The organism is Alkanindiges illinoisensis (assembly GCF_004377485.1).
Taxonomy (GTDB): domain Bacteria; phylum Pseudomonadota; class Gammaproteobacteria; order Pseudomonadales; family Moraxellaceae; genus Alkanindiges; species Alkanindiges illinoisensis_A.
Genome location: NZ_SNTY01000058.1, coordinates 101,265 through 121,574, shown reverse-complemented (window position 1 = coordinate 121,574; position 20,310 = coordinate 101,265). Strand labels below are relative to the sequence as shown.

Genomic DNA, 20,310 nt, shown 5'->3' with positions numbered 1-20,310 from the left:
AAGCCATCAAAATGATAGTGTTTTATTTAATATTCCATAGCGCCCAATTAATATTCATTCAGCACCCAGCCACTCAAAAACGCAAAATACTCACGCAGCCAGGCGTTATAGCGCATCAATAATGGCGTTGGTGCGCTAATCATGGTGATGTGCTGATAACCCTGTTTTATAGCAATCGCTGCTGCCCGAATGGTATGAAAGTCACTGGTAACAATAGCCACCGGATCAGTCAGATTAATCTGATGCTGCGCCAGTATGCCTTTGCTGTTTTTCATGTTTAGTTCGGTACTGGTGCTTTGATCTTCCAGCGCCATATGTGACAAAGGAATCGCATAATGCTGCCGAAGATAGCGTGCCATAATCACAGCTTCAGTTTCCTGTTCGCCAAAATCAAGCCCGCCACTTAAGATGAGCAATGCCTGCGGTGAAGTTTTTGCTACCGGCACAGCAGCATCAAGGCGCTTGGCCAAAGCTGCGGATGGCTTGCCGTTTTCAACACCACTACCCAGTACAATGATGGCTTTAACAGGAGTGCTTTCAATGGTGTGACGCATGTTTTGCTGAATCTTTAAAGCAAACCAGCCCAGACTCACACACCAGAGTGCAAACAGGCACCAGCCAGTTTTCCAGAGCCGTCTGATGTACATATGCTGATTAAGCCAATAGTGGATTTTATGCCACCCAATAGCGTAAATGAGAAAAACGGCGCCAATGAGCAAGGGCAGGACAATACCAATATGCAGTTTTTTCTGAATAAGTAAATACAAGCTGTCCAGAAGTAAAACTAAGCCCAGGATCAGCAGCAAAAATCTTGGTATGAAACTAATAAGTGAACGATAAGAAATCATAATTTTTTTAAGGCAGCTTTTTTGGGTGTTTGGCAAGCATTTAACAGTTATAAATTTTAGCTAGTCATCAATCATGCACGTATAAAAAAGCCACAGCAAAACTGTGGCTTTTAACAGCGCTATACAGAATTAGGCATTGCCAGTAGCAGCTTGCTGTTGTTCCTGCTGGGCACGTGCCAGATTTTCAGCAAAGGCCGCATCAAAATTAATCGGTGCCAGCAGCAGTTGCGGGAAACTACCTTTGGTCACGATGTCATTAATGGCTTCACGCGCAAACGGAAACAAAATACTTGGACAATAGGCACCCAGCAGTTGTGGCAGTTGTTCCTGATCAATATTTTCCATCAGGAAAATACCAGCTTGCTGAACTTCGGCAATAAACGCAGTTTCCTGCTGGTTTTCAGCGCTGACAGTGACTTTTAATACCACTTCATAATGAGTGGTATCAATTTGCTCAGCGCTAGAGGACAAATTGATATTTAACTCAGGCTGCCATTCTTTGGTAAATACTTTAGCGCTGGGCACTTCAAATGAAAGATCCTTGGCGTAAATACGCTCCAGTGCCAGTTGTGGTTGAGCTTGTTGTTCACTCATAAACATGTCCCTAATCTAATGTCGTTAAATGTGTTGCATTAAAAAATCGGTCTAGGCCGATTAGCCATTATTGGCGTTAAGCAATTCGTCCAGCTTGCCCTGCTTATCCAGTGCATATAGCTGGTCAAAGCCCCCAATAAACTGATCATTAATAAAAATTTGCGGTACAGTACGATGCTTGGTGCGTGCCATGAGTTCAGAACGTACTTCACTAGGCTGTTTGTTCAGGTCAATTTCCTCATACGCAATATTCTTGCGCTGCAATAATTGTTTTGCACGGACACAGTACGGACAAACTGTTGTGGTATAAACAAGAACATTGGCACTCATCATCGTACTCCAGTCAATTTCTATTTCATCTATATTTAATGTGCAAGCATACTAGCGCGCCTTAACCAGCGGCAAGCCTTGCGCCTTCCAGTTACTAATGCCACCATCCAGCCGATAGCATTTGGTGTTGGTAATCATTTGTACAGCAGAACCTGCAACCTGACCCATGTTGCAAATCATGACGATGGGACGGTCACTCTCGCGCAGCTCTTCAACATGGTTTTTAAGCTGGCTGAATGGAATATTACGGCTTCCACTAATGTGTCCGGCCTTAAAGTCCTTTGCATCACGCAGGTCAATTAATAAAGCATTTTCACGCTGAATTAAAACGCCAAGGGACTGAGGAGATATCTTGTGGCCGCTACGACGGTTTTCAAGGATAAAAAACAAAACAATCAACACCCCCAGAATTCCAAACAGGAAGGGATGATTTTGCATAAACTCTAGCCAGCGTTCCACAGTGCACCTGATCACATCTAAAATTGCACACAGTATACCGATAATCTGCTGCTTTTTTGCAGGGTTTTATATGATTGCTTTGTTTTAACCCAGCCATAGGAACATAGCCCCAGTCCTAAAAATAGGGTGCTATGCTTAAATCATAGAAACAGTAAGGATGTTGCAGGCGCTTTAACCGTCATTCTCGCGGACTTCGGCCTCCAGCCGGTTCAGGCTTTTGAGGCGGCGTTCCAGAATTTCACCACGCTCGCTGGCGGCCAGTAATGCACAGCCGGGTTCCTGCCGATGCATACAGTTACGGAACTTGCAGGTGCCATAATAATCCTGCATTTCAACAAAACCAGCGCGAATAGCGTCCACGTCAAGATGCCATACGCCAAATTCACGAATGCCCGGCGAGTCAATCAGTGCGCCACCGTCCGATAGGGGAATCAGTTTGGTGGTGGTGGTGGTATGCTGGCCCAATGCCGAGTTTTCAGAAATAATATTGGTTTTTTGCAGGGCATTGGGTGCCAGCACATTAATCAGTGAGCTTTTACCCACGCCAGACTGTCCCACAAACACCACAGTCTGCTGTACCAGCCGGGCTTTCAGATTTTCCAGACCTTCATTTTTATTGGTAAGCAGGGTTTCATAACCCAGTGCCTGATATTCCGCCAGCAATTGATACAGCTCGTCATTTTCTTTTAACAAGTCAGATTTGTTAAGCACCAGTAGCGGCTTGATTCCGGCCTGTTCGCACGCCACCAGATAACGGTCAATCAGCAGCGGTGAGGGCACTGGAAGCGGGGCAAATACAATCACAATCAGGCTAACGTTGGCGGCAACCGGTTTTACCTTGTGATAGCGATCTGGACGGGTCAGCAGAGAGGAACGCGGATGCATGGCATTAATCACACCCAGCCCTGTATTGCTATCGGCCTGCCAGCGCACCCGGTCGCCAGTGACCAGCAATTCCAGGTTGGTACGGGTATGACAGCGCCAGACTTCACCTTCCACCACAGGACGCCAGAACGGTTCAGGCTCACCTTCTTTTACCACCGGAGGAGTTTGCTGTTCAGGGACTGACAATGCCTGAACTTCAAGCTGGCGGCCATAATGCGCCACGACCAGCCCTTCAAGCTGCTGACTGTCATCAATATCATGCTGGCGACGTTCCTGCTGTGCCTGCATGCGGCGTTCCTGTTGTTCAGTCAGGCGACGTTTGCGGATTAAAGCCATAAGCCTAAAAAAGCTCCATAGAGGGTCAGTCCCATTGTTGGGTGCGCGGTGAATTTACAGTGGAAAACTGCCTATTAGTATACGGTTTAATTAATGGGGCAGGTAAATAGTTTTATCAGTGTAAAACCTAAAAGAGGGCACGGAGTTGAAGCAGTGTGTTTTGAAATTTTTGTTGTCAAAGCTGGTTTTAATGAGAAAACAAAGTGAGCTTAAACTAAAAACCCCGCACCTTTCGATGCGGGGTTCCTTCAATTGCCCACTACGAGAGCAGGCAACAGAACAGGGACCATTAATATAGCGGAAAATACTAGCCTAAGAAGCAGGAGGGAATGACTGGATAGTTTGTCAACAGCAGCACAGAAGGACTTGACGTTTTTAAAATGTCAATTTTTTATAAAATTAGAGTAGTTTTTAGTATAGCTGATCCTGATTACAAGCAATTGGCCGAAAATTTCATTTTAAAAGTCAGTTTGGTCAATAAGTGCACATGCAAAATTATACTTTTGTGGCAAACAGTCATAGCTAACTTTCCTGAACTATTAAAATTGTTGTGAATTTTTTTTATTCATGTAGCAAGACCTGTGAGTTTGCTAATATAACTCTTTTAGCATAAGACTTGTGGATGCAACACTGATGAGTAGCAGCGATCAACGCTTGATATGGATTGATTTGGAAATGACCGGTCTGGATACCGACCGTGATCATATTATTGAAATTGCTACCATTGTGACTGATGAGCATTTGAATATTCTGGCAGAAGGCCCGGTGCTAACAGTGCATCAGAGCGATCAGGTGCTCAATGCCATGGACGAATGGAACACACGCCAGCATGGTCAGTCCGGCCTGATTGAACGGGTACGCCGTAGTACTTTAACCAGTCAGGATGCCGAAGCACAAACCATTGCCTTTTTAAAAAAATGGGTAGACCCTAAAAAATCACCGATGTGTGGCAATTCCATTTGTCAGGATCGCCGCTTTATGCACCGTGAAATGCCGGCACTTGAGCAGTATTTCCATTATCGCAATCTGGATGTGTCATCGGTTAAGGAGCTGGCACGTCGCTGGCGTCCAGAGATTATGTCTGGCTTGAAAAAGCAGGCAACCCATCTGGCGCTGGATGATATTCGTGATTCGATTCGCGAACTCAAGTATTACCGTGAATACTTTTTTAGAATTAATTAATACTGTATCCTCAATTTATCAATAAAAATAAGCAGATAGCATATTGGCATTTTGTTGTATGTTATCTGACTTTTATCACAGTTTGTCGTAAGACTAATGATTTAGTAGACAAAATTTTCTGAGAACGCTATTGTCAAAGCAACATGGACGTGGCGGTTAATTGTATGCCAGTTAAACTGTAGTTAAAAACAGTCTGGCAGGTTTAACCAGTAAGTGGTCCCACCCAACGAGGACAGGGTTATGGGGTTTAGTAATAGGATTATAAGACATTTTGACGATGTACTGGACTGGACGCCGGTACGCAAGTCACTGCTGGTTTTGGTCATTTTGATCGTTATTTTGGTGCACTACTGGGCTTTTCAGCTATACCAGATGTATTTTCCCAGTAAATATATTAATTATGATTTCTTAATGGGCACGCAATGGGGCCTGCCATTAATAATTTTTCTGGGAGTGTTGTTAATATATTTTGGCAAACGGCTAGAGGACAAGGACTGGGCCCAGCAATTATTTGCCTACCTCAGCACGTTTTACTATTCAATTACGCTGGTCATTTTGGGGTATGTCATTGGTTTGTCCAATATGACCACTGGCCTGGTGATGGCAGGTGCGCCGCTGTTTGGCTTTGTGCTGTTTCAGCGCAAGATTGTATATGCGGCATTTTCCACCGCAACCGTGATGATTCTGGCGTTGTCCACATTAAGCGCCTATGGTTATATTCCCTATGCCCCGTTGTTCAAGCCCGAGTTTTTTTATGCCTTTAAGGCACGGCCTTTTTACCTGCTGTGTATGATTTATTTTGCCTTGCCGCATTTTGTTACTATCTTCGGGTTTTGTGATTTGTTCTTTATTCGCTGGCGGCAGCGTGAACGCAATATTCACCATATCAGCATTACCGACAGCCTGACCAATTTGTACAACCGGCGTGCCATTACCCATTGTCTGGAAAATGCACTGGCACAAAATGCCGAGCTGGTGTATCCGGTTTCTGTGGTGCTGCTGGATGTTGATTTTTTCAAGAAAATCAATGACGCGCATGGTCACTTAATTGGTGATAAAGCCTTGCAAGTGGTGGCTGCTACCCTGCAAAGCACATTACGCAAAGCCGATCAGGTAGGGCGCTATGGCGGTGAGGAATTCCTGATTGTGCTAAGCCAGACTGAGCTGGAGCAGGCAGTGATTATTGCAGAGCGTTGCCGGGTAGCCATTAGTAATGCCTATGTGAGCGATGAGCAAGACCAGCGCTTGCAGGTAACGGCCAGTTTTGGTGTGAGTTGCAGCGAACAGTGTGGTTATCAGTTGGACAAAATTGTGCGTCAGGCTGATAAATACCTGTATGAAGCCAAGCATCAGGGCCGTAACCAGGTGGTTTCAATTTTAAATACAATTCGCACCTAACTCTTCATATAATGGTGATAAAGACATGCTGTAATCTGTCTAACCTGTAGTGCAACCAATAAAGAGAAAGAAGATGCAAAGTAATAATCCAATGTTTAAAAAGGTCGGGTTTGATGCGACCTATACCGAGCCGATGACGGTATCCGGGGCGGTTAATAAAGCGGTACTAATGACTGGTGTGGCCACTGCCATTGCTTTGGTGTTTTATTTTTACTGCCTGAATCTGGGCTATATCAATAGCCCGGCCATGCTGGGTGCAGTGGTTGGTGCAATTGGTGGTTTTGTTCTGGCGCTGATTATGACTTTTAAACCGCATACCAGTAGCAGTCTGGCTTTGCCGTATGCAGTGCTGGAAGGCTTGTTTCTGGGTGGTATTTCAGCTGCTTATGAATACCGCTATCCGGGTTTGCCGCTGATTGCCGTGGCTGCAACCTTTGTCACCACGTTTGGGCTGTTAGGGTTATACAAAGCTAAAATTATCCAGGCCACTGAAAAATTCAAGGCTGTGGTGCTGTCTGCCACCCTTGCTATTCTGATCTTGTATCTGGTGCAATGGGTGATGGTGCTGGCATTTGGTAATAGCATTCCTTTCCTGTTTGAAAACGGCATGATTGGCTTGGGCTTTGCGGCATTTGTGGCAGTTATTGCCTCATTAAACCTGATTCTGGATTTTGATCTGGTTGAGCGTTCTGCTGAATATCATGCGCCTAAATATATGGAATGGTTTTGTGGTGTTGCGCTGCTGGCCACATTGGTCTGGATGTATATTTCATTCCTGCGCCTCTTGGGCATTATTCGTTCCAATTAAAACGCAGTCGCGTTATATCAAGCCTCAGGACAGAAATGTTTTGAGGCTTTTTCATTGGGCCAGCTTTAAATGTGCGACAATGGCCTATTCTGACCGTATTTATTCTGTTGAGCTTCTCGTGCTAACCAAAACGGGGGCGAGGAAAACCAAGCGCATGACATCTGACTTATCCAGCAACTCACCCGAGCAGGCCATCACTTATTTAAATAGCTTAAAGCAAACCGCGCTGGATGAAGAGGCGCATGCCTTTATTCGCAAAACCTTGACTAAGTCCAATGAAGCCAGCACTTATACGCAGGCGTTTAGTGTTTTATACCAGCGTTATGAGGAAATGCTACAGCAAGCTACTATTGCAGCGTTTGGCTTAAATGACTTTCAGGCCAAGAAAATACTCTACAAGAAAGACCGGATTCGCCTGTTTAAAAAACATGGTATTGATTTTAATGCACTGGCAGGTGCTGATGCGATGAATACCCTGTCGCTGATTGTGAATGCTTCCCACTATGAAGGCTTGGTCACCGAAGCACTGGCCGATAAATTTCCATACTGGAAGGAAGGCTTTGCCATGGTACAACTGGATCAGGCCTATAAAAAACTGGTGCCACAATGTATTGAGCACCAGCAGGCATTACTGGATGCTCTAATTAATGTGGTACAGGAACAGTACTAACCAATCTATTGGTTTTATTTGCCCGTAGCACCAAAGCCTAGGAGCTGCGGGAGAGTGATGTAGCTTAAACCATTACGTTATCTTTTTGCGCCAAAGCACGCTGCACCGCAGGACGGGATCTTAGGCGCTCAATCCACTGATTCACATGCGGATATTCAGCAATACTGATGTCCTGCCATTCCCAGCTTAAGGCCCAGCCAATAATGGCCATGTCAGCAATGGAATATTCACCTGCCACATAGTCACGGTCTGCCAGCCGTTTATTTAGCACGCCATACAGCCGCTTGGTTTCATCCACATAACGATTAATGGCATAAGGAATTTTTTCCGGGGCAAAGCGGTTAAAGTGGTGGTTTTGTCCCAGCATGGGGCCAAAGCCACCCATTTGCCACATCAGCCATTGTTCAACTTCAATCCGTTGTCGCTCATCCTGCGGATAAAATAAACCTGTTTTACGTCCCAGATACTGCAAGATCGCACCAGATTCAAAAATTGAAACTGGCTGGCCATCCGGGCCATTGGGATCAATAATGGCGGGCATACGGTTGTTGGGCGAAATGTCTAAGAACGCTGGTTTGAATTGGTCACCCTTGCGGATATCCACCAGTTGAATGTCGTATGGAAGCTGCATTTCTTCCAGAGCAATAGTGATTTTATGGCCATTTGGAGTAGGAAAATAAAAAAGCTGGATAGGAGCTTGCATGCCTGTTGTCATATTGGAACCAAAGTATTTGCTATTGGGAAAGGTATAACGGGTGGCTTTTTGAATATCAAGTTTAATCACGTATGTCTAAAAGTTGGTTTTTTGCATAATAAATGTCCTTTATTAAAAAACTCTGCTGTAAGTTCGTTTTGGGAACTAACGAGTTAATAAGTAGACTTGTTTTATTTATAGCCCTATTAAGGGCATTAAAGCTGTACAGCAGAAATATTTAAAACAGTCAGACATGGCAATATGGATAAATAAGTGATGAATACTAAAGACTTAAACCACAAGTGATTCGCCAGCGTTGTGCGGTAGTCGTTGGCATGGGTGCCTCACACGGAATCGGCGCTGCCGTTAGCCGTCGTATAGGCCACGAAGGTCTGCTGGTGTATGTAGCAGGGCGCACACCGGAAAAACTGGAGGGGGTGGTTGCTGAAATTCAGCAGGCCGGTGGACAGGCGGAAAGTTACATTCTGGATGCTACCAAGACGCGTCAGGTAGACGCATTATTTAGCCATATTAATGCACGCCAGCAGGCTATTGCCCAAACCTGCTGGCACATTTATCAGCAACCCCGTTCAGCGTGAAGTCAGGAATTAAGTGTATGGAAATAACTGCCATTCTAATAGGTTGATGTCAGCCTGATTTATAAAAAAAGGGCTGATGAATGCAGCCCTTTTAATTAGCTATTTATTTAGGCATTAACTCACCTTATCACCCGGCTTGGCACCAGAATCCGGTGAAAGCAGGAAAATGCCTTCGCCATTACCTGCGGCCAGCACCATGCCATTGGATACACCAAAGCGCATTTTACGGGGCGCCAGATTGGCCACCAGCACGGTTAAACGGCCCACAAGGCTGTCTGCTTCATACGCACCGCGAATTCCACTAAATACATTGCGTGGTTCTGCTTCGCCAACATCCAGCGTTAGTTGCAACAGTTTGTCCGAGCCTTCTACGGTTTGCGCATTGAGAATTTTAGCAACCCGCAAGTCAACCTTTAAAAAGTCATCAATCTTGATACTGTCGCCAGTCGCTATATCAGGTTTGTTGGTAGCCGTTTTACTGTCTTGCTTGGTAGATGCTGGTTTGGCAGCTTTAGGCGCTGTAACTGGTGCAGCTGTGCTGGTTAATGATTCTTTGGATGCTTCCACCATCAGTTCTACTTTGGCTTTATCCACCCGTTGCATCAGCGGCTGGAAGGTATATACCTCATGATCCAGCAAAACCTGCTGGCGTGAGGCAAAGTCCATGCTGTCCAGTTGAAAGAACAGTTGCACCTGTTTAGCAAGGCTAGGCAAGACTGGTGCCAGATAGACCACCAGTTGGCGGAACAGGTTAAGGCCGACGGAACAGACATCCTGCACTTCAGTGTACATGCCATCCATTTTGGCCAGTGCCCACGGTTTTTTCTCGTCAATATACTGGTTGGCTTTGTCAGCAAGACTCATAATGTCACGAATAGCCGTGCTGAATTCGCGTGCTTCATAAGCTTTGCCAATTGATTCACCGGCATCAATAAAGCTTTGCACCAACTCAGGCTCACTGCACAGTGCGGACATTTTATTGTCATATTTGGTGTTAATAAACTTGGCACAGCGGCTGGCAATGTTTACTACCTTACCCACCAGATCACTATTGACCTTTAAAATAAAGTCATCAAGATTCAGGTCGCTGTCTTCCACTTTATCCGATAGTTTGCTGGCAAAATAATAACGCAGGTATTCCGGGTTCAAATGTTCCAGATAAGTTTCAGCCTTGATAAATGTACCACGTGACTTGCTCATCTTCTGGCCATTTACGGTCAAAAAGCCATTCACAAAAACACCGGTGGGCGTACGATAGCCAGCACCTTCCAGCATGGCTGGCCAGAATAGCGCATGGAAATACACAATATCCTTGCCAATAAAATGGTACAGCTCAGCCGTGCTGTCCTTGCCCCAGTAATCCGTGAAAGTCAGGCCAGCCTGTTTGCCTGCTTGCGTGGTTACATAGTTTTCAAAACTGGACATATAGCCAATTGGCGCATCCACCCACACATAAAAATACTTGCCCGGCGCATCTGGAATTTCAAAACCAAAATACGGTGCATCGCGTGAAATATCCCAGTCGTTTAAACCCGCTTCAAACCACTCATTCAGCTTGTTGGCAATGCTCACTGGCAAGCGATTTGGTGTGCGGGTCCAGTCCTGTAAATACTGCTCAAAATCAGGCAATTTGAAAAAGTAGTGAATCGATTCTTTTTCAATCGGTGTAGCGCCACTCAACGTGGAGTAGGGATTTTTAAGCTCGGTAGCATTATAGGTGGTGCCACACACTTCACAGGAATCACCATATTGATCCGGCGCGCTACATTTGGGGCATTCACCCTTAATAAAGCGATCAGCCAGAAATAAGCCTTTTTCCGGGTCAAACAGCTGCTTGACCGGACGGGTGCTGATATGACCGGCATCACGGTTTTTAATATAAATTTCCTGTGAGCGGTGGCGGTTTTCTTCACTGTGCGTGGAGTGGTAATGGTCAAAACTAATCCCAAAACCGGAAAAATCCCGTTCGTGTTCACGCTGTACCTGTGCAATTTGCTGCTCTGGCGTCACGCCATTGGCCTCGGCTTTAAGCATGATTGCCGTGCCGTGTGCATCATCTGCACAGACATAAGTTACCTGATGGCCCATGGCGCGCATTGCACGTACCCAGATATCAGCCTGAATATAGCCTAATAAATGGCCTAAATGGATGGGACCATTAGCATAGGGAAGCGCATTCGTGACTAAAATGCGACGTACAGAATATGGCACGGGCTTATACTCTCTTGGTAGTCTTATGATAGCGGTTAATATAACATGCTTCACCGCTAAAATTGCCCGCTGTTGACCTGTTTGGAGTTGTCGTTATGTCGTGGTTTAAACCGTTTAAAATGGAATTTGCGCCATTTGCTGAGTTCGGAAATCCGCAGATTGATGAAATTCTCAAAAACCATTACTTGCCGAATACCCAGCATACTGTTTTATCGCTGGTTACCCAGCGCCAGCAGCAAAATGATGTACTGGGCTTAACGCTCAAGCTGCCAGCAGGGTATCAGGTCAATTCAGAAGCTGACTTTGAACAGTTACATAACAGTCTGGCAAGTGATCTGGAAAAAGCGGGCATTCGCGAGCTTAACCTGCATTTTGTGACGCAAAAGGCCAGTGGAAGTCAACAACAGCAAAGCCAGATGAATTTACCACCAGTGATTGATGCACAAGTAGCCGCTCAAGCCAACTCTGCCTTAACACGGGCAGAATTACCCCCAGTAACTAATGCGCAAGCACAATCTGCTGTTCAACATCAAACAGCACACGCTGAAGCAGGCGGCAGTGAAGCCGTGCAACGTGAAGATCAACTCACTTCAAAGCGTCCGGCACCACCAACCCAAAGCCAGCTACAAGCTCATCCGCGTATCAAGCATGTGATTGTGGTGGCGTCAGGTAAAGGCGGTGTGGGCAAATCCACCACGACGGTGAACCTCGCGTTAGCCTTGCAGCAAACGGGTGCCAAAGTCGGCGTGCTGGATGCTGATATTTATGGCCCAAGCGTCCCAACCATGCTGGGCACAGCAGGTAAAACCCCGCTAATAGAAAATGAACAGTTTATTCCGTTAGAAGCCTTTGGTATGGCCGTGCTGTCTATTGGCAACTTAACGGGTGATGACAACACCCCTGTCGTTTGGCGCGGCCCCAAGGCAACAGGTGCACTGATGCAACTGTTTAACCAGACCGCATGGCCTGATCTGGATTACCTGCTGATTGACATGCCGCCGGGCACAGGTGACATTCAACTCACGCTGGCGCAGCGCATTCCGGTTACCGGGGCTGTAATTGTTACCACACCGCAGCATGTGGCATTAATGGATGCGCAAAAAGGCATTGAGCTATTTAACAAGGTCAATATTCCAGTGCTGGGCGTGGTGGAAAATATGTCCACGCATGTATGTTCCAATTGTGGCCATACGGATGAAATCTTTGGTACAGGCGGCGGTGATAAATTAAGTGCTACCTATCAGGTGCCTTTATTGGGTCGTTTGCCGCTTAACGCCAGTATTCGCCAGAATGCAGATCAGGGCACGCCCAGCGTAATCGCAAAAGACAGTGCCAATGATAACGTTGCCAGTCAGTACAAAGACATTGCACTGGCCATGCTGGTGCAACTGGCGAAACTTCCCACTCGCAAGCGGGATAACAATCGGATTCTTTGATGGTCTGCTTTGCCTGATGGGTATACGCCACTGTATCAGGCAACATGTTATGATAATAGTAGTATGAGGTTCTGTTTTCTCAGGGAGACTGGGCATGACTATAGCAAATACAGTTGTTTTACAAGACTATCCCCAACTTAAGCTCATTGCATGGCACTGGCAGGGATGTAATGCTATTGTGGAAGAGGAAGCATTTGCGCTTTATGAGCGTAACTGGCGTTATATTGACGAGGCAACGTTAAAGCCGCATGAACGACAACTAATTACCGAGCTGAGCAATAAATTTGGTCACGGAGTGATGAATGTTTAAGCGGCTGCACCATCAGCATATTAGTCAGGCATTAAACTTGCTTAATTCAGAGTTATTGCAGGAAGCTGAATGTTATTTCGCTGGGGGTACAGCAATTACACTGCTGCTTGAGGAATACAGAGAGTCGGTTGATATTGATTTTTTATGCGCTTCAAAGTATGGCTACCGCCTATTACGCAACACAGTTTCACCCAATACACTGGGCGCATTATTTAAACAACCCATTAAATTATTACGTGAAGTTCGCACGGATCGTTATGGTATTCGAACGTTCATTGAAATTAACGACACGCCCATAAAATTTGAAATTGTCAGCGAGGGACGTATTCCAATTTCTAGTGCTGATTATCCTCATTTTAATATTCCCTTGCTATCAAGACATGACATGTTTGCTGAAAAACTGCTTGCCAATACAGACAGGGGACTGGATAAGTCAACTGCTAGCAGGGATATTATTGATATTGCAATGATGATCCATCATTGGGGAAGCATTCCATTAGAAGCATGGAGCAAAGCAGAAGAAGCCTACGGTGGGACAGTGGCTAAAGCTTTTCATGCCTCCTTGCTGTTAATTCAAGATGAGAACTACTTAAGACAATGCTTAAAAAAAATGAATATGGCCGATGAGCTTATTCAAACAATATATTCGGCACTGAGTCGGCAAAATTTATCAAAGTCTTAGGGAGACATTTTTATCAATGTGTCAAAGCGGCAAAAATAGGCATTGTGATGCCAAATAAGTTGTTTTTAAGGTAAAGTAGCCGCAATTTTTTAAACCATATCTGGGAAAATCAATGAGCATTAAATCGGATCGCTGGATTCGTGAAATGAGCGAAAAGCACGGCATGATTGAACCCTATGCCGAAAATCAGGTGCGTCTGGATGACAATGGCCAAAAGCTGATTTCTTACGGTGTATCCAGTTATGGCTACGACGTACGCTGTGCGCGTGAGTTTAAAGTCTTCACCAATGTGCATTCAGCGATTGTCGATCCCAAGAATTTTGACGAAAAAAGCTTTATTGATATTGAATCCGATGTTTGCATCATTCCACCCAACTCTTTTGCCTTGGCACGTACTGTGGAATACTTCCGCATTCCACGCAATGTACTCACCATTTGTCTTGGCAAGTCCACTTATGCACGCTGCGGTATTATTGTGAATGTCACCCCGCTGGAACCGGAATGGGAAGGGCATGTCACGCTGGAATTCTCCAACACCACCAACCTGCCAGCACGTATTTATGCAGGAGAAGGTGTGGCACAAATGCTGTTTTTTGAAAGCGATGAAGTCTGCGAAACCAGCTATAAAGACCGTGGTGGCAAGTATCAGGGGCAGCGTGGCGTCACCTTGCCTAAAGCTTAAGAATTCGCTAGTCTAATATTTAGCCAGTTTTATTATAGCCAGCACGAGGAGAAGTTATTGCCATGACTATTGTCAGCAAGTTTTCTACTATCAGTGAAGCAGAATATCTGGCTGGTGAGCAGCTGAGTGATATTAAACATGAATATATAGACGGCCATGTTTATGCCATGGTAGGCGCGCACAGTAATCACAACCGCCTTGCTGGCAATATCTATACTGCTTTTCACGTTCATCTGAAAGCTAAACCCTGCCAGCCTTATACCTCAGATATGAAAGTTAAGACTGGCAGTAAATACTTTTATCCTGATGTAATGGTGGACTGCACCGATGTGGACGGTTATTTTACCGAAACTCCAACGCTTATTGTCGAGGTCTTATCAAAATCTACCCGTCAGCATGACAAGACTTTCAAACGCGACCAATATATAAAAATTCCCACATTACAGGAGTATATCTTGATTGAACAAGACTTTGTGGATGTGGAAATTCAACGGCGTAGTAATGGCTGGCAATCTGAGCATTTTTATTTGGATGATGTAGTAACATTTGAATCTATTGAACTACAGACCACGGTATCGGCTATTTACGATCGGGTGAAAAATGAAGACATGCTAGAGTGGCAGGCGCAAAAGGCGGAGCAGTCGGCAGAACCTGAACAGCTTTCCGAATGAGCAAAAATGTAGCTTATGCCTTTTGATGTGGCATTAAGCTTGTGTCGTTACGGCTTAAGCCATGACGGATGGAAAAATAACCCGATAAGTGGTTAAGTGGTTTCAAGCGATTGTTTTTTATAAATAAAATTTAAAAAATTTGCCCTAAAGCATATATAACCATAAAACAATTTTTGCATTTTGCCAAATAAGCCTCATAATATAAAGTGTAGTACTGTATACCGTACTATAGACATCACAAGGCACAATAATAATACCTTTGATGTATGAGGACCAAGAGGATTGAACTGCTTTACGGCAGTTAGGCATTTAAAGAAGGAAGGTTAGCCAGCATGTCTTATTTACGCGTTAAGTCCGGTTTACGATCTAATTTTAGGCTAAGCACACTGGCATTGTCTGTAAGCCTGTCTTTAATGTCCTCTCATGGGTTTGCCCTTGAAGCTCTGGATGATGAAAGCCTGGCGGATTCTACCGGTGAGGGCCTTGCCTTTTTGCCTCAGGATTTTGGCGTGGTGATGCAAGGCACCACCTATCGTGACACAAATGGTAATATTTCGAGTCTCAATAATCCCAATCAAGCCGATTTAGATAATCGTGCCAATGATACAGGCTATATTCGCCTGATTCCGGTCGGCCCTTTAACTGCTGAATCACAGGATACGAATAAAGATGGTGCGGTTAATACCAGTGACCAGCCAGTAGGAAAAGCCGATATTTATCTTTATGGTTTGGCTATTTCTCAATCCAGTCAAAATTATGGTGCGGCACGTTCCAGCACCGACTGGAATGGCAGATTTGGCCGCAATATTGACTCCTGGGGCAGTGCCATTAACCCCTGGGTTTTTAAAGTTGCAACAGAAAAAGATGTACCAAACTTTTCAGCAATTTCACCAGCTGATGCCGGAAAAGGTGATGTCAGTTATTTAGCGCTGGAAGCGCCGCTGTATCATGCTGATAGTGATGGCAATTCTGCCGATGGGGTTAATGCCGGGATTGCAGGTTTAAGCCCAGCAGAACAATCCGCCTATAACCTTAAATTAGGGCTGTGGGCAGATATTTTTGTCCGTGATCCCAAAGTGGCTGAAAATCTGACTTCTACAGGTACCCAGTTTGATTTGGGCGGCGCAGGGCGTGCTAACCGCTTGCGTTTTCAGGCGGTGTGGGATGGTTTTAGCCTTAATGGTTCAAACCTGAAGATATTCCAGACTCTGGGTGGGGCAACCAACACCGGGGGTATGAGTAGCTTTTACAATAATACCCTGGGTATTTCAGGATTGCTTCGTTTAAACAGTGGCGATGGACAAACCTTAAGAGCAAGTGTTTCTGGCACAGAAAGTAAAAGTCGCGCTGAAGGCGCATGGACGCTTTTGCATGATGGAAGTGCTGCCGATTTTGCTACTACCAGTGTAGCTGGTTCTGGTGCCAGTTGTAATAATGGGACTCAGTCTGCTGCCCCAAATTATGGAGCTACTGGTTGCCAGTATCAGGTTAGACAGCGTGCTATTACTGATACTTCTACTGCTGCTACATGGACGCCGCCTAGTAAAAGCAGTGTTTTACGCATTAGTACTCGCGAAACAGGCAATACAGGGCGCTTGGCAACTCCTGCTATTAATGCTGGGGTAGCACCCAGTTTTGACCCTAACGAAGGTTTATTTTTATATAATCCAAATATTAACCTGGTATTGGGTTCTTTATACCAGCCGTTAACGGTGGGGGTGGCACCCGATGGTAAAAATATTACCCTGGAAATTGCCCGTATTCCCAATAAGGAAAGCATTTACAAGCAGGTATATACCAACTATGCAGATATTAACCCCGCAACAAATGGTGGATATTATGGTTCAACCTGTAATATTTATCAGTGTGGCGCACAAGCTAATTTAGATGGCACAAGGTATCAGGGTTCCAATGCAACCCATAGCAGTATTACGATAGGCTCAACAGTTTATAACCCTACTACCAATACGCTAGAGGCCTATAAGGGAATTGAAGCTGTAGGTATTTCCTTTGGCGCTATGAATTCCTATGCCAATACTGCTAAGGCTACTTATACAGAGCTTCAGCAGCGTCAGCGTCAGCAGGCTACAGTGGGTACCTGGACATATAATTGTTCATCCACTTTTTTTGGTGGAAGTTGTGGTAATTCCAGTACTGGAACAATGTATGACTGGGTTTATAACAACAATGGCACATATGAAACTAATGATCGTCAGCCTTTACCTGCTAATGGAACAAACAGTAGTAACCCAGGCGTGGTACCCAGTAGCGCTCAATTTCCGACAGTAACCAATAGAACATGGGATGCCTCTAGCGCAACATGGATGACAGCTGATTCCACTGCTCAAAACTTTGTAGGGATTGTTCCCTCAACGATTCCGGCAGCGCCTATGGTTAATGCTACGCCATCATCTGCTGCCAATAACTTTGGCTCTGCTGCTATTGATGGCTTATTAATCCAGCATATGAAAATAACCACCAAAGGCCTATAAGGAGTAAGTGATGAAAAATTTAGTTTTAGCTTGTTCCTTACTGTTGGCATCAGTTTCAGCCAGCGCTGGTTTAGAGCCATTGGCCAATAGCGAGTTGCAGCACATAGATGGCCAGGCCGGTGCAGATATCAGTCTTGATTTACGTCTTAATCAAACCAGCCGCGGCTGTGCAAGCCTGGAATTCTGCCGTTTGGCTGTTTCGATTAACAATCGTTATGATGATGGAACGCAGGATAGCTACGATGCAAATGGTAATCGGGTTGCTTCTGCCACCGGCAAAAAATTATGGCTGGTGTTTAAGGGAGTCCAGGGCGCAATTAATATTCAGCAAATGGCACTGGATGGTGCAGATTTAAAGTATGGCAATATTACCAAACCTGCTGTTCAGCTGGGTTTTGATCCACTAAAACCCATACAGATACGCAATCTGGGTTTTAGCGCCCTGTCTATTGAAACCGATGGGGGTGTTAATGAAAGCGGCACACCCGGTTATCTGGCGATGGGTAGTGGGGGTAGTGGTGCCAATGCCTATAGTGCCGGAAAATATTCAGATCCTACCAATCAGTTTGATTTTGGCAGGGAAACTGGGTTTACAGGGTTAAACATTAACGCCAACCTTTCTGTAGCAGGCACGATCAAGATCTTCAGTTGTGATGGGTCACATCCACGCTGTTAATCATATGGATTTAGGGATAAAAGCCATGACATTCAACAATAAACGTTCTCGCTATTTTGCACTGTCAACTTTGGCTGGCAGTTTGCTGCTGGCTCAGGGTTCGGCCTACGCCTTGCAGGAAATGAATGAACAGGATATGCGTAAAATAGATGGCCAGGATGGTATTTATATTGGTACAGAATATGATCGTATAGACGTGGATAAGGTCTATTGGGAAGATAAAGCCGGCACAGCATCAAATAGTGAAGAAAGCCTGAGGGCCTATGCCAATGGTGTTTCAATTACTCCAAATGTAGCGGGAGAAAAAATTGGCGCAGGCATTAGCATCAATACCGGGAGTAATGGAACAACAACCGGAATAGACCTGGATGTCAACGCAACGCTGGGTACTGTGGCGGTCAATAGTTTGCAGATTTGCAATGAAACAGCAGCAAATGAAACAGCAGCAGGCTGTGACCCTAGTATAGGTAGCCTGGCGCTTCAATCCAGCACGCCAGTACAGTTTCATTTGAATAGCCAGGATGGATTTTTTAGTGAAACCGGTCAGGCCGAGTTAACGCTGGGTTTGCGTAATATCAATGTTTACCTGGGACAGCAGCAGAGCCCTAGCATTACCAATCAGCTGATCATGCGAAATTTTAACTTTAATTTCTTTGGCCAGGGCAATATGTTTGTTAGTGATACCGGTGGGCTGCGCTTTCAAACTGGCCCAACAGGATACGTTGATTTTACCCGGGTAAACGATCCCCAATACACGGGGGGGAGTTTTAATGGCAGCAACCCCGGTTTAAACCTTGAGTTTATGCATAAATCCAATGCAGTTGCTGGAGTATACAGTACCGATGGTGCCAAAGGCATTATCCGGGTAGGGGCCAGTGGCCGCATGAAAAATGCCTATCTGGTAGTTAGGGGGGTGGATGCCCGCGATGCCAGCAATAATATTTTAGGCTATGCCTCCAATACCACTGCTGCAGGCAGCGGAAGCAATGCCAGCGTGATTGGCAGTACAGGCATTGGCTTTAGGATGAAAGGCGAGTTTACCCGTGATGCAGCCGATGCAGATGGGGGCACGCCCACTACCCTTGAGCTGGGCGGTGCCGGTAAAAATGCTTATGGGGTTGAATTTGGCAAGCTGACCCCGCTATTGACCCGTACTACAGAAGGGGGCGCCTTAAATAGCGGTCGTGCCTATTTTGATAGTGGTGACGTATATATCAACCTTGCCAATACCAAAACGTTAAGCATGCCTGAAAACAGTGTGCTTAATACATCCAAAATTGGCAATACCGACACGCTTACAAAACCAGTAGATTATACCCAGCAAATTCATGGGCAAACCAGCAATCCAAGCAGCGTGGTGATTGGTGTTCGCGGCATGGAGTTTCAGGCCTTGTCACGGCGTGCGCGGTTTATAGTCAGTAGTGATGTAACCAGCGGCATGAATGGCTATATAGCGCCCAATGCAGGACTGGACAATACCTGGGGTATTGGTTTACCCATTTATAATTTAAATGCCAACATTGCTACCTATGGTACGACCTATACTGGGTTATTGGCAGATGGTAGCACTGTTACGGGTTCACAGCGCTTGGGCTTTGCTGCTGCATTAAGTACAGAAGGCGTAAGTAGTGATGGTAGTAAGACAACCTCTATTTTCCTGATTGATGGCGGGCCAAATGCGAACGATGGCGGTAATCCCACAGATTACTACTTTGGCCTGCGCAATATTGATATGTACCTGAAAGGCTATGGTTCTGTTGGCGTAGAAAATGGCAAGTTAAATGTGGATATGCCCAATTTGCTGATAGCGATGTCTACCGAAATTGCAGCAGGCTACTTGCCGGGTGCCAAATACAAGACTTGTCCTGATAATGGAGGTTCTTGTTATTCGCCACTTGATAATTTCAAGCAAAAGACAGATGTATTATTTGGCTTGAAAATTAAACTGGATGGCGCCATGAATTTTGCGCTGGTGCCCAGTGAAGCAGGGTCTTTGTCAGGCCCTCAGGAAGGCGCCAACCGCCTGGGATTTATTGGTTCGTATAATATCAATAATGGTGCCGTCCAGATTGTAGAGCCAACTGATGGTTCTATTTTAGGACTAGATAATATTTCTGGTCGAGTAGGTTTTGATAACGCCATTGTAGTTAATCAGGACAATGTTGGTTTTAATGTGGGTTTAAAATTTAATCCCAATCAAACGCCTGGGGATGTCTTCCGGGTGAAAGATATTAATCTGTACCCAGCAGGTGGCACGGCTCAGCGTTTAGGAGAAATGGTTATTACCGGTGGAACCTTAAACGCCAATATGACCATTGTGCCACGTAACTGATCGGCTAAGGATGAG

The 20,310-nt window shown here is 45.3% G+C and carries 20 protein-coding genes; 13 read left to right on the top strand and 7 right to left on the bottom strand.

The annotated features are described in order from the left end of the window. Positions 1-47: 47 nt before the first annotated feature. The 5 genes from E2B99_RS11925 to rsgA all read right to left on the bottom strand — a co-directional run bounded on the left by E2B99_RS11925 (position 48) and on the right by rsgA (position 3,452). The gene (locus E2B99_RS11925) at positions 48-848 is read right to left on the bottom strand and encodes a YdcF family protein (protein ID WP_134245186.1); all 801 of its coding nucleotides are present in this window, start codon (positions 846-848) and stop codon (positions 48-50) included. A 129-nt stretch (positions 849-977) separates the two neighbouring features. After that, on the bottom strand, positions 978-1,442 hold the full coding sequence (gene secB / locus E2B99_RS11920) for a protein-export chaperone SecB (RefSeq protein WP_026471274.1): 465 nt from the start codon (positions 1,440-1,442) through the stop codon (positions 978-980). Between the two features lie 60 nt (positions 1,443-1,502). Continuing rightward, positions 1,503-1,772 carry a glutaredoxin 3 gene (gene grxC / locus E2B99_RS11915; protein WP_134245224.1) on the bottom strand — a complete coding sequence of 90 codons (270 nt, stop codon included), beginning with the start codon at positions 1,770-1,772 and terminating at the stop codon, positions 1,503-1,505. 51 nt (positions 1,773-1,823) lie between these two features. Further along, the gene (locus E2B99_RS11910; RefSeq protein ID WP_134245184.1) at positions 1,824-2,231 is read right to left on the bottom strand and encodes a rhodanese-like domain-containing protein; all 408 of its coding nucleotides are present in this window, start codon (positions 2,229-2,231) and stop codon (positions 1,824-1,826) included. Between the two features lie 171 nt (positions 2,232-2,402). Beyond that, a complete protein-coding gene (gene rsgA / locus E2B99_RS11905) occupies positions 2,403-3,452 on the bottom strand; it encodes a small ribosomal subunit biogenesis GTPase RsgA (RefSeq protein WP_134245182.1) in 1,050 nt (349 codons plus the stop codon). A 633-nt stretch (positions 3,453-4,085) separates the two neighbouring features. Between rsgA and orn the strand changes: the two genes are divergently transcribed. The 4 genes from orn to E2B99_RS11885 all read left to right on the top strand — a co-directional run bounded on the left by orn (position 4,086) and on the right by E2B99_RS11885 (position 7,510). Further along, the gene (gene orn, locus E2B99_RS11900) at positions 4,086-4,634 is read left to right on the top strand and encodes an oligoribonuclease (RefSeq protein WP_407636757.1); all 549 of its coding nucleotides are present in this window, start codon (positions 4,086-4,088) and stop codon (positions 4,632-4,634) included. Positions 4,635-4,874: 240 nt separating this feature from the next. Continuing rightward, a complete protein-coding gene (locus E2B99_RS11895) occupies positions 4,875-6,032 on the top strand; it encodes a GGDEF domain-containing protein (RefSeq protein WP_134245180.1) in 1,158 nt (385 codons plus the stop codon). A 73-nt stretch (positions 6,033-6,105) separates the two neighbouring features. Further along, entirely contained in the window at positions 6,106-6,840 is a 735-nt protein-coding gene (locus E2B99_RS11890; protein ID WP_134245178.1) for a Bax inhibitor-1/YccA family protein, read from the top strand. A gap of 154 nt (positions 6,841-6,994) precedes the next feature. Further along, positions 6,995-7,510 (top strand): hypothetical protein, encoded by a 516-nt coding sequence (locus tag E2B99_RS11885; protein ID WP_134245176.1) that lies wholly within the window; start codon positions 6,995-6,997, stop codon positions 7,508-7,510. A gap of 64 nt (positions 7,511-7,574) precedes the next feature. Here the strand turns inward: E2B99_RS11885 and E2B99_RS11880 are convergent, their stop codons facing one another. Further along, a complete protein-coding gene (locus E2B99_RS11880; protein WP_134245222.1) occupies positions 7,575-8,213 on the bottom strand; it encodes a glutathione S-transferase N-terminal domain-containing protein in 639 nt (212 codons plus the stop codon). A gap of 293 nt (positions 8,214-8,506) precedes the next feature. On the opposite strand from E2B99_RS11880, the gene E2B99_RS11875 reads away from it, so the two are divergent. Beyond that, the gene (locus E2B99_RS11875) at positions 8,507-8,803 is read left to right on the top strand and encodes an SDR family NAD(P)-dependent oxidoreductase (protein ID WP_134245174.1); all 297 of its coding nucleotides are present in this window, start codon (positions 8,507-8,509) and stop codon (positions 8,801-8,803) included. Positions 8,804-8,917: 114 nt separating this feature from the next. On the opposite strand, the gene metG is transcribed toward E2B99_RS11875, so the two are convergent. Continuing rightward, the gene (metG, locus tag E2B99_RS11870; RefSeq protein WP_134245172.1) at positions 8,918-11,014 is read right to left on the bottom strand and encodes a methionine--tRNA ligase; all 2,097 of its coding nucleotides are present in this window, start codon (positions 11,012-11,014) and stop codon (positions 8,918-8,920) included. A gap of 119 nt (positions 11,015-11,133) precedes the next feature. On the opposite strand from metG, the gene apbC reads away from it, so the two are divergent. The 8 genes from apbC to E2B99_RS11830 all read left to right on the top strand — a co-directional run bounded on the left by apbC (position 11,134) and on the right by E2B99_RS11830 (position 20,295). After that, complete coding sequence (apbC, locus tag E2B99_RS11865; RefSeq protein WP_240687821.1) at positions 11,134-12,450, top strand: iron-sulfur cluster carrier protein ApbC; 1,317 nt, start codon at positions 11,134-11,136, stop codon at positions 12,448-12,450. A gap of 94 nt (positions 12,451-12,544) precedes the next feature. Further along, the gene (locus E2B99_RS11860) at positions 12,545-12,760 is read left to right on the top strand and encodes a hypothetical protein (protein ID WP_134245168.1); all 216 of its coding nucleotides are present in this window, start codon (positions 12,545-12,547) and stop codon (positions 12,758-12,760) included. Continuing rightward, on the top strand, positions 12,753-13,442 hold the full coding sequence (locus E2B99_RS11855) for a nucleotidyl transferase AbiEii/AbiGii toxin family protein (RefSeq protein WP_134245166.1): 690 nt from the start codon (positions 12,753-12,755) through the stop codon (positions 13,440-13,442). Before E2B99_RS11860 ends, E2B99_RS11855 begins: the two co-directional genes overlap by 8 nt. A 112-nt stretch (positions 13,443-13,554) precedes the next feature. Further along, positions 13,555-14,124: a dCTP deaminase gene (dcd, locus tag E2B99_RS11850; RefSeq protein WP_134245164.1), complete on the top strand. Its 570-nt coding sequence runs from the start codon at positions 13,555-13,557 to the stop codon at positions 14,122-14,124. Positions 14,125-14,186: 62 nt separating this feature from the next. After that, positions 14,187-14,795: a Uma2 family endonuclease gene (locus tag E2B99_RS11845; protein ID WP_134245162.1), complete on the top strand. Its 609-nt coding sequence runs from the start codon at positions 14,187-14,189 to the stop codon at positions 14,793-14,795. Between the two features lie 332 nt (positions 14,796-15,127). Next, positions 15,128-17,287: a hypothetical protein gene (locus tag E2B99_RS11840; protein WP_134245160.1), complete on the top strand. Its 2,160-nt coding sequence runs from the start codon at positions 15,128-15,130 to the stop codon at positions 17,285-17,287. 10 nt (positions 17,288-17,297) lie between these two features. Then, entirely contained in the window at positions 17,298-17,963 is a 666-nt protein-coding gene (locus E2B99_RS11835; protein WP_134245158.1) for a DUF6160 family protein, read from the top strand. A 25-nt stretch (positions 17,964-17,988) separates the two neighbouring features. Beyond that, a complete protein-coding gene (locus tag E2B99_RS11830) occupies positions 17,989-20,295 on the top strand; it encodes a DUF6160 family protein (protein ID WP_134245156.1) in 2,307 nt (768 codons plus the stop codon). Positions 20,296-20,310: the final 15 nt, after the last annotated feature.

Bases quoted from the DNA above. Each gene is read 5' to 3' on its own strand.
- E2B99_RS11830 (WP_134245156.1), top strand. From the start codon at position 17,989: ATGACATTCAACAATAAACGTTCTCGCTATTTTGCACTGTCAACTTTG.
- dcd (WP_134245164.1), top strand. From the start codon at position 13,555: ATGAGCATTAAATCGGATCGCTGGATTCGTGAAATGAGCGAAAAGCAC.
- E2B99_RS11880 (WP_134245222.1), bottom strand. From the start codon at position 8,213: ATGCAAGCTCCTATCCAGCTTTTTTATTTTCCTACTCCAAATGGCCAT.
- orn (WP_407636757.1), top strand. From the start codon at position 4,086: ATGAGTAGCAGCGATCAACGCTTGATATGGATTGATTTGGAAATGACC.
- E2B99_RS11895 (WP_134245180.1), top strand. From the start codon at position 4,875: ATGGGGTTTAGTAATAGGATTATAAGACATTTTGACGATGTACTGGAC.
- E2B99_RS11845 (WP_134245162.1), top strand. From the start codon at position 14,187: ATGACTATTGTCAGCAAGTTTTCTACTATCAGTGAAGCAGAATATCTG.
- rsgA (WP_134245182.1), bottom strand. From the start codon at position 3,452: ATGGCTTTAATCCGCAAACGTCGCCTGACTGAACAACAGGAACGCCGC.
- E2B99_RS11860 (WP_134245168.1), top strand. From the start codon at position 12,545: ATGACTATAGCAAATACAGTTGTTTTACAAGACTATCCCCAACTTAAG.
- E2B99_RS11835 (WP_134245158.1), top strand. From the start codon at position 17,298: ATGAAAAATTTAGTTTTAGCTTGTTCCTTACTGTTGGCATCAGTTTCA.
- grxC (WP_134245224.1), bottom strand. From the start codon at position 1,772: ATGAGTGCCAATGTTCTTGTTTATACCACAACAGTTTGTCCGTACTGT.
- E2B99_RS11840 (WP_134245160.1), top strand. From the start codon at position 15,128: ATGTCTTATTTACGCGTTAAGTCCGGTTTACGATCTAATTTTAGGCTA.
- apbC (WP_240687821.1), top strand. From the start codon at position 11,134: ATGGAATTTGCGCCATTTGCTGAGTTCGGAAATCCGCAGATTGATGAA.
- secB (WP_026471274.1), bottom strand. From the start codon at position 1,442: ATGAGTGAACAACAAGCTCAACCACAACTGGCACTGGAGCGTATTTAC.
- E2B99_RS11885 (WP_134245176.1), top strand. From the start codon at position 6,995: ATGACATCTGACTTATCCAGCAACTCACCCGAGCAGGCCATCACTTAT.
- E2B99_RS11890 (WP_134245178.1), top strand. From the start codon at position 6,106: ATGCAAAGTAATAATCCAATGTTTAAAAAGGTCGGGTTTGATGCGACC.
- E2B99_RS11855 (WP_134245166.1), top strand. From the start codon at position 12,753: ATGTTTAAGCGGCTGCACCATCAGCATATTAGTCAGGCATTAAACTTG.
- E2B99_RS11925 (WP_134245186.1), bottom strand. From the start codon at position 848: ATGATTTCTTATCGTTCACTTATTAGTTTCATACCAAGATTTTTGCTG.